Origin of the sequence: Wolbachia endosymbiont of Drosophila barbarae, from assembly GCF_044752445.1 — a bacterium.
Classification (GTDB): domain Bacteria; phylum Pseudomonadota; class Alphaproteobacteria; order Rickettsiales; family Anaplasmataceae; genus Wolbachia; species Wolbachia pipientis.
This window is the reverse complement of the sequence record NZ_JBIXJM010000088.1, coordinates 1-10,675: the sequence shown is the minus strand read 5'-3', so window position 1 is coordinate 10,675 and position 10,675 is coordinate 1. Positions and strand designations below refer to the sequence as shown.

Sequence of the window (10,675 nt, the reverse complement as noted above, 5' to 3'; positions counted from 1 at the left end):
AGTGCGCTACAGAAAACTCTAGGAATAGACAATAGTAGTATTAAAAACTCAAAAGCTAAACAACAAGATGATAAGTATAATTGTGGAATATTTGCCTTAGAGAATGCTAAGAAAATTACAGATATGCTGAAAGCAGGCAAATCGTTTGATGAAATTGATGATCAGCTAAAATATGAACTTAGTTCAGAGCAATTAATAGAGAAGAGAAAAGAATTTGCAAAAGCGTTGAAAAAGGATGAACAAAGCAGGGCTGACACGCCAAGCCCTGTATTAGGTAGTCCAGGAAATATAAGTCGTAAAGATAGCGGAGTAAGTTTAGATTCAGTAGAAAGTAAGCAAACAAAAATTGTTCAATATAATACTACAGGTGATGGCAACTGCTTTTTCCATGCGGTATTTGGTGATAATAGCTCTGGTCAATATAAAACTGAAAAAGCACAAGATATGAGAATGGAATGGCACAAATTTTTAAGTCAATTTAACTCTTTGAATGATCCAAGGATGCCTGAGTTATTGAAGGGACAGATGCAGAAAGTTTTTGGTGCATTCTTAGAAAATCCAAATCATTTGATTGGTATGTCGGACTCAATAAAAGATTTGGTTCAGCATACAAACAGACGGGTAGAGAAGATCAAAAAAAAGACTAATAAATTAATAAAAAAGTTATGTTGTCTTACAACATTAAAAGAAAATGAAGTTATAGGTGATTTAAGAAGCATTAGTGCTAGTAATCTCAATATTAGTGAAAGAAAATATGATAGAAATTATAATAGTGATACTGCAGCAAATTCTTTTCTCAATGGCAAATCCATTTATAGATCTTATCTAGAGGCAATCAGCAGCCAAAGTTACCATGTTTTCATAGAAGAAATTTCTATCTTAGCTTCGCTGGCTAATATTGAAATTGACGTCTACTATAAAAATAATGGTAATGATGTAAATACATTGTTTCTGCCAAATGCGGGAATGATAAATGAAGGTTATCAGCAGAACAACGAGCTATGGGGAAATAAAGAACAAGAAACGGTATACTTGGCACCTGGTCATTATGAGAGAGCTGAGATAGTAGAGGTAGAGCCTTCTCTTATGGAAAAAGTAAGTTCGGCTATACAAAGTGTTGTAACAGTATGTGTAAATGCGCTAGGTTTGAACACATAGAATATATGTCCCTACAAGTAGGAAATTTGACAATTGATTCTCCAGTTATTTTAGCTCCAATGTCTGGAGTGACTGATTATCCGTTTAGAAGTATTGTGAAGAAACTTGGTGCAAGTTTGTTAGTTTCAGAGATGATCGCAAGCAGAGCTATGATTATGCAAACTCGCCAGAGTTTGCAAAAAGCAAAAGTCGATGCATTAACTGCTGTGCAGCTTGCTGGGTGTGAGCCAGATGTTATGGCGGAGGCTGCAAAATTAAACGAGGACATGGGAGCAAAAATTATAGACATAAACTTTGGTTGCCCTGTTAAAAAAGTTGTAAACGGTTATGCAGGATCAGCGCTAATGCGTGATGAGAAAAAAGCCGCTGAGATAATTGAAGCTGTGGTCAAAGCAGTGAATATGCCAGTTACGGTGAAAATGCGCACTGGATGGAACGATGAAAATCGCAATGCCCCGAGACTTGCGAAAATTGCCGAAGACTTAGGAGCAAAAATGATCACTGTGCATGGAAGAACAAGAGCGCAGCTTTATAATGGTCAAGCAGATTGGAAATTCGTTAGAAATGTTAAAGAGCAAGTGAAAATTCCAGTTATAGTAAATGGCGATATTAAAAATTTAAATGATATTCAGAATGCTCTCAAAGAATCTGGAGCAGACGGAGTGATGATAGGTCGTGGTGCCTACGGTAAACCTTGGCTGATTAATCAAGCAATGAACTTTCTCAGTGGAAGTGAAACTTCTGAGCCAACAGCTTCAGAGAGATTAAGCATCATACTCGAGCATTACGACAATATTCTTGAGTACTATGGAAATGACACAGGAATAAAGATGGCCCGCAAACACATAGGTTGGTACAGTAGCGGGCTTCAAGGCTCATCTGAATTTCGTGTGAGAGTAAATAACATGACAGATAGCACAGAAGTGAAAGAAAATATTATTGGCTTTTTTGGTCAAGAGACACACTAGCTGTACTCAATTCGACTGATCGTATGCCACTACGCTCTCTTCCTCACCAGAGTGTAAATGACAACCATTATCCATCAACCATTCCTCGTCATAAGTTTCAATATCAAAATATTTTTCATATTTATCCACATTATCACAAAGTGAAAGTGCTCTGATCTTATTCATAATCAAACCTGTACCAGCAGGAATTAATCTTCCTACTATAACATTTTCTTTTAATCCACTTAAAGGATCACTCTTCCCGCAGAATGCTGCTTCTGTAAGTACTTTTGTTGTCTCTTGGAAAGAGGCAGCAGAAATAAAGGAGCTAGTTTCAAGACTTGCCCTAGTAATCCCCTGCAGAATAGGAAGATAATGAGTAGACCGTTTGCCAGAGTTACTCATAGCATCATTTTCCCTATCAACTTCCAGCTTGTCAATGCTTTCGCCAACCAAGTACATAGTATCACCAGGATCAGTAATTTCCACTTTTTGTAGCATTTGTTTTAAGATCACCTCTAAATGCTTATTGTCTATACGAACACCCTGCAATCTATAAACTTGCTGTATTTCAGAAATCATATAGTGCGCTAAAGCTTCTAACCCAAGCACACGTAAAATATCATGGAGATCAGGGTCACCATCCATCAATAGATCACCTTTACGTACAAAATCACCTTCATTGACTATTACATGCTTACTTCTTGATACCAAATATTCAACTGGAGAAATTTGTTCATCTACAGGTTTAATTAATATACTGCGTTTTCCTCTACGGTCTTTTTCAAAAAACGCTACATAGCCATCTATCTCACTAACAATAGCATGCTCTTTAGGACGACGTGCTTCAAATAACTCTATAACCCTCGGTAAACCACCAGTAATATCACGAGTTTTAACTGACTCTCTTGGTGTTCTTGTAATAACATCACCTGCATGAACCTTCTGGCCATCTTGTACATTGAGCACTGCACCGATTGGTATAAAATAACATACTTCAACGCCACTTGCGAGTGTCATTACTTTACCATTATCGTCAAGCAGCACAATACGAGGACGTAAATTAGCTCCACCAGAATGCAATTTCCAGTCTTTTACTACTTTGCTTGATATTCCTGTAGATTCATCCATCACTTCAGTGATCGAAATTCCATCTTTTAAGTCCTGATAAGACACTGTACCAGTCTTCTCCGTGATAATAGGCAATGTATAAGGATCCCATTCCGCAACTTTATCGCCAATTTTTACTGACCCACTCTCATCTACATAAAGCTTAGCGCCGTAAGGTACATTGTGCTTCAACTTCTCACTACCAAGGCTATCAATCAACACGACTTCACAGGAACGGCTTATCACAATTTTATTTCCGTTTCTATCTATAATTATATTACTATTGTTTAACTTTATTTTAGCATTAATAGAAGCTATAATATTCGAGGATTCAACGCCTCTAGTCATTACTCCACCTATATGAAAAGTACGCATCGTTAACTGAGTACCTGGCTCTCCAACAGATTGAGCAGCTATAACACCAACTGCTTCACCTATTGAAACAATTTTACCAGTTGCAAGGTCTCTTCCATAACATAAAGAACATACACCAGGACTTATTTCACAAGTTAAAGGCGATCTAATTTTTACAACATCAAGACCTGCAATGCTGATTTGCTTTACTTTATCCTCATCAATTAATTCCCCTGCTTTTACTAATAATTCTTTTGTCACTGGGTTATATATATCATTTGCAGCTGTTCTACCCAGCACAACACTCTCTAGAGATGCCACTATAGTACTTCCTTCAACTGTAGCTCTCACAACAAGACCATTTTTTGTTTTACAGTCATGCTTTGTAACTATGCAATTTTGAGATACATCAACTAAACGACGAGTTAAGTATCCAGAGTTTGCAGTTTTAAGTGCAGTGTCAGCTAAACCTTTACGCGCACCGTGAGTAGAATTAAAGTATTCAAATACGTTCAATCCTTCACGGAAATTAGAAATTATAGGTGTTTCTATAATCTCACCAGAAGGTTTGGTCATGAGCCCTCGCATTCCTGCTAGCTGTTTCATCTGTGAAGTAGAACCCCTTGCACCAGAGTTAACCATCATATACACTGAGTTGTACTTACTATTTCCATCATATATAGATATTGCTTTTAACATATCATTAGCTATCATATCCGTACACTTAGACCATTCATCTATAACCTTGTTATACCTCTCACTTCTAGTTATTAGCCCATCTTGATATTGCATAGAGAATTTCTTAATTTCACCCCTCGCGTGATCAACATGTGTAGCTTTAGTTTCAGGTATAACCATATCACAACGACCAAAAGAGACACCAGAAAATGTGGCATACTCAAAGCCAAGTACCATTAATTTATCAGAAAATGCCACTGTAGCACTTTGACCACAGTTACGATATACCAAATCAACTATACCAGTTATTTCCTTGACTGTTAATATCTGATTTATTAGATCGAAGCCTAGATTCTCATGCTTAGGAAAAATTTGCCATAATATTAAACGGCCAGGAGTTGTACAAACAGTTTTATAGTGAGTTTCACCGCTGCTATTAATATACTCCATCCTATACTTTATACTAGAATGAATATGTAAAGTACCATCACTCAAGGAATGCTCAACTTCACAAAAAGCACCAAAAGATGGTAAATTATCTTCCTTAGGTTCTTGTAAAGTCAGATAATATATACCAAGTACTATATCTTTACTAGGAACTATAATCGGTCTGCCATTAGAAGGACTTAAAACGTTATTAGTGGACATCATCAACACCCTAGCTTCAAGCTGAGCTTCCAATGAAATTGGCACATGCACTGCCATTTGATCACCATCAAAATCAGCATTAAACGCCGTACAGACAAGCGGATGAAGCTGTATTGCTTTGCCTTCAATAAGGATTGGCTCAAAAGCCTGAATACCAAGTCTATGTAGCGTAGGCGCTCTATTCAACAAAACAGGATGCTCTTTTATTACCTCTTCAAGCATATCCCAAACTTCTGGTTTTTCTGCTCTTATCAACTTACTAGCAAACTTAATAGTTGGAGCCATACCATACATCTTAAGCTTTGAGTAAACAAAAGGTTTGAATAGTTCAAGAGCCATTCTTTTTGGTAATCCACACTGATTTAGTTTCAAAGTTGGACCAACAACTATTACAGAACGTCCAGAGTAGTCTACCCTTTTTCCTAAGAGGTTCTGGCGAAAACGACCCTGTTTTCCTTTTAACATATCACTAATGGACTTTTTATATCCAACAGCACCAGCTTTATTTACCAAAGTATTACGACGACTATTATCAAAAAGAGAATCAACTGCTTCTTGTAACATCCTTTTTTCATTACGAATCATAATCTCAGGAGGATTTAAGCTCAACAATTTCCTCAACCTGTTATTTCTATTAATAATAGTCCTATAATGATGATTCAGATCAGAAACTGCAGGACGACCACTCTCAAGCGATACCAAAGGACGCAAATCAGGTGGTAAAATAGGTATAGTTGTAAGTATCATCCACTCAGGCCTATTTCCAGATTTAATGAAGTTTTCAACAATACGCAATCTCTTTATAATTTTCTTTCTTCTTATCTCAGAAGCAACAGATTCTAATTCTAGTCTTAAATCCTTCCTAATTTCATGTAAATCAAGGCGCGTTAGCAACTCTCTTATAGCTTCAACACCTTGCATAGCTACAAAACTATCGATCCCATAGCTATCTTTAGCTTCATTATAAGCTTTTTCACTAATAATCTCACCTTTTTCAAAAGGCGAAACAAGAGGATCTATTACGATATAATTATCGCTATATAAAATATTCTCAATATCTCTGAGAGACATATCCAATAATGCTCCAATTCTTGAAGGAAGCGATTTCAAAAACCATATATGAGCAACAGGAGATGCAAGCTCTATATGACCCATCCTTTCTCTTCTTACTTTAGAAGATGTAACTTCTACTCCGCATTTTTCGCATATGCGACCTCTGTGTCTTCTTTTTTTGTATTTTCCACATAAACATTCATCGTCATTGACAGGGCCAAAAACCTTAGGGCAAAATAATCCACCTTTCTCAACTTTGAACGTACGATAATTTGCAGTTGAAACATCTTCTATCTCACCACAAGATATACGTTTAATACTTTCAGGGCTAGCAATCGATATGCTAACCTCATTAAAAGGTTGTGCAATGTTAGTGTGAGATATATCTTCAATCACTACATCATTTTGCTTTAAATCTACATTTAAACATAAAGAACGTAGTTCTTTTATCATCACATTAAAGGATTCAGGAATTCCACATTCAAAATTACTGTCACCTTTTATTATCGATTCATAAATCTTAACTCTACCATTAATATCATCAGACTTCACAGTTAACATTTCCTGCAAAGTATAAGCAGCACCATAGGCTTGTAATGCCCAACATTCCATTTCACCAAAACGCTGACCACCAAAATGAGATTTTCCTCCAAGAGGTTGTTGAGTAACCAAACTATAAGGCCCTACTGAACGCGCATGAATTTTACCATCAACCAAGTGGTGCAACTTAAGCATGTACATGTAACCAACTGTAACCTTGCGGTCGAATTTTTCACCACTGCAACCGTCATATAATACAGCTTGTCCAGAGTTATCTAAACCAGCAAGTTCAAATAATTTTGCTATTTGTTCATCTTTTGGACCCTCAAATACAGGTGCAGCAACAGGAACACCATCACGTAATTTGCGTGCAAATTCAATGAGATTATTATCACTAATATTACGAATATCATTACAGATAGATACGTTACTGCCATAGCTATAAACCTCAATCAGGAAGTTACGTAAATTGCTGTATGAACTTTTACAAGAGTTCAAATAGTTCTCTACTAACTCATTCAACTCGTCATTTAGTGCATTCTTATTAGGTGTATTTAAAACAGAAGCCGTTATTTCATCATCATCAATATTTTCAATTTTTTTATTATCAAGGTATGCTACTGCAAATTGTGTAAAATTATCATCGTTAAGGGACCTAATTCCCTTGCAAAAAGCACTTTTGATCTTATTGATCTCATCGAGAATATTACTTACCTTTTCCCCTAATTTTCTACAAGCCCAACCTACATGCGTTTCCAGTATTTGCCCTACATTCATTCGTGAAGGAACACCAAGAGGGTTAAGAATAATATCAACAGGAGTACCATCTTCCAAATAAGGCATATCTTCCACTGGCACAACTCGAGAAATCACACCTTTATTTCCATGTCTACCAGCCATTTTATCCCCTGGTTGCAGACTATGTTTCACAGCAATGAAAACTTTTACTGACATCGACACACCTTGAGGCAGGTCATAACCTTCATGTAATTTTTCTACTTTTCGCTTAAACTGTGCTATTGCATGTGATACTTTTTCATCAAAATCTTTTTTTAAGCTCTTAACTTGCTCAGAAATGGATTGGTTTTTTAATCCTATACCCCACCATTGCTCACGTTCAATAGAGTCAAATTTTTCTCGATCTTGAGAACCAGAATTAATAAGAAGTTTCTTCAGTTCATCATAGAAATATTCACTAGTAACATTGATTATATAATCTCGCTCTTCCTCAAAGTCATTTATCTCTTTTTGTTTGATGAGTAATGCCCTTTCATTTTCTTCAACCCCCCTGCGTGTAAAGACTTGTACATCAATTACTGTCCCTTCAACATCTGGAGATGTATATAAAGAGGAATCCGCACAATCGAATGACTTTTCACCAAAAATTGTCATTAATAACTTCGTTTCAGGAGGCAATGAAAGAGAAGGTTTAGGTGTAACTTTACCTACCAGAATATAGCCTGGACCAACTCTTGTACCAATTTTCACTATACCACTATCATCCAAGTGATATAGATTTTCTTCATTAACACCAGGTATAGCACGAGTTATTTTTTCTGATCCTAAAGGGGTATCATGTACAACACAGTCAAATTCTTCTATATGAATAGAAGTAAAGAGATCTTTTTTAACAACTTCACTAGAAATAATAATAGAGTCTTCAAAATTATAACCTTGCCAAGACATAAAAGCGACTAGCAAATTTTTACCAAGCGCCAACTCACCACTGTTAATTGCAGGACCATCAGCTATTACATCACCCTTTTTAACATAATCACCTACGCACACTAGCGGTCTTTGATTAATACAAGTATTATGGTTAGAACGCTGAAATTTCCTTAGATGATAAATATCTACGTCCAAGTAGTTAACCCTTTCTTTATCAAAAGCACGTATAACTATAGAGTTATTATCAGAACTATCAACTATGCCATCGCGTTTTGCTAAAACTACAGCACCAGAGCCAGAAGCTACAAAAGACTCCATACCAGTAGCAACCAGAGGAGCGGTAGGCTTCAATAAAGGTACGGCCTGACGTTGCATATTTGAGCCCATTAATGCTCTATTAGCATCATCATTTTCTAAAAATGGAATCAAGGAAGCTGCAACTGATATTACCTGCTTAGGAGATACGTCAATGTAACTAACTTGGTCGCTACTTACCATGACGAAGCTACCAGCATATCTACAGTATAGCATGTCATCAACAAAGCAATTATTTTCATCAAGCTTTACGCTAGTGTCAGCTATATGATGTGAGCCTTCGTCTATAGCAGAAAGATACTCAATTTGATCAGTAACAACCCTATTGACTACTTTTCTATAAGGGCTTTCAATGAAACCATATTTATTAATACGCGCGTATATAGCTAAGCTGTTGATTAACCCTATATTTTGCCCTTCAGGAGTCTCAATAGGGCAAATTCTTCCATAATGAGTTGGATGAACATCACGCACCTCAAATCCTGCCCGTTCTCTTGTTAAACCGCCAGGACCTAACGCGGATAACCTTCTTTTATGTGTTATTTCAGATAACGGATTAGTCTGATCCATAAATTGAGATAATTGAGAAGAATTGAAGAAATCTCTTAAGACATTAGTTAACACTTTTGGATTAATAAAATCAGATGGAGAAACTTTATCTAAACTAGAAGTGGACATAGAATCAACTATTGCGCGTTCCAATTTCAACAACCCAGTTCTAAATTGATTTTCTATAAACTCTCCAACTGATCTTACTCTTCTGTTTCCTAAATGATCAATATCATCTACAGATCCTTGACCGTCACGTAACAATACTATTTTTTTCACAATTTCAATAATATCTTCATGCGTTAAAATAGTTAAATCCTCATCATAATTTAATCCAAGGTAAGAGTTAAGCTTCAACCTACCAATGTTAGACAAATCATAATATTCCGGACTGAAGAAAAGATTACGGAAAAACTCTTCTACTATCTCTAAAACAGGAACTTCACCAGGACGCAAAACTCTATATATTTCATATAGTGCATCCTGATAAGACATGTTTTCATCTAAGAAAAGCGTATTTAATATATAAGGTCCAACAAACAAATTATCTATGTTCAACACTGATATTTCATCTACAGATAATAACTCAAGCTTCTTTATGTCTTCCAGCTTTATAGATTCACCGGCAGATAAAATTTTCGTAGAGCTAGCACTATCCATTAAATCTTCTGCGAGGAATAAACCACATATAGAATTAAAAGGAACCAGATACTCTTTCAATTCATTATCATATAGCTTTTTAGCTAGTCTTGAGGTAATACGAACGTTAGCTTTAAGCAGCACATTACCTTCAATATCCATTAAGTCGAAAGGCAGCCTCACTCCTTTAAATTTATCAGGAACAAAAGGCACTTTCCAACCATCTTTATGTTTTACATACTTTATTTTCTCATAAAATCTATCGAGTATATCATTATTTGATAGACCCAACGCCTTTAATAAAACTGAAATTGGCAATTTTCTTTTTCTATCAACACGAAAATACAAATGGTCTTTAACATCAAATTCAATATCAAGCCAAGAACCCCTATAAGGAATAATTCTAGCAGAATAGATCAATTTACCAGAATTGTAAGTTTTCCCCTTATCGCTATCAAAAAATACACCAGGAGACCTATGCATTTGTGAGACGATAACTTTTTCCACACCATTAATGATGAAAGTGCCCTTATCAGTCATCATAGGCAACCCACAAAAGTGGACTTTCTGCTCTTCTATAGATTTTACAACGGTTGCAAGTTTAGAATGATCTCCACTCTCTTTAATTGATTTATATTCATCAAGAGAAATACCATCCTGCATAACAACAAGACGTATAGAAGCAATAACCTGAGCAGAAAAAGTTACACCACGCTTTATACACTCAGATTCATCATACTTAGGATCATCTACCCTACAACTTATAAACTCAATAGTAGCCCTACGCAAAGGATCATTTATTGGAAAGATTGTATGAAAGATAACTTCAAGTCTTTCATTACCCTTATTCTTAGGAGTAAAAGAATCATATGATTCTTTTTGAACCTTAACCAAATCCAATAAAGAATCTTTTAAATCAATCGACCTAGAATAAGAAACTCTAGGAACAAAAGCACCAGAAGCGTACATATAAGAAGAATCAACCATTAAAATACCCCAAACTAATTAAAAGAGCT

At 35.9% G+C, this 10,675-nt stretch carries 2 protein-coding genes and 1 pseudogene; 2 read left to right on the top strand and 1 reads right to left on the bottom strand.

The window, feature by feature from the left end; genetic code table 11:
- Both ACIPNH_RS01195 and dusB read left to right on the top strand, forming a co-directional pair.
- Positions 1–1,158 (top strand): annotated as a pseudogene (locus ACIPNH_RS01195) (Ulp1 family isopeptidase); the annotation flags it as partial.
- A gap of 5 nt (positions 1,159–1,163) precedes the next feature.
- On the top strand, positions 1,164–2,126 hold the full coding sequence (gene dusB / locus ACIPNH_RS01190) for a tRNA dihydrouridine synthase DusB (RefSeq protein WP_012673040.1): 963 nt from the start codon (positions 1,164–1,166) through the stop codon (positions 2,124–2,126).
- Between the two features lie 6 nt (positions 2,127–2,132).
- Here the strand turns inward: dusB and ACIPNH_RS01185 are convergent, their stop codons facing one another.
- Positions 2,133–10,646 carry a DNA-directed RNA polymerase subunit beta/beta' gene (locus tag ACIPNH_RS01185; protein WP_400771122.1) on the bottom strand — a complete coding sequence of 2,838 codons (8,514 nt, stop codon included), beginning with the start codon at positions 10,644–10,646 and terminating at the stop codon, positions 2,133–2,135.
- Positions 10,647–10,675 lie beyond the last annotated feature (29 nt).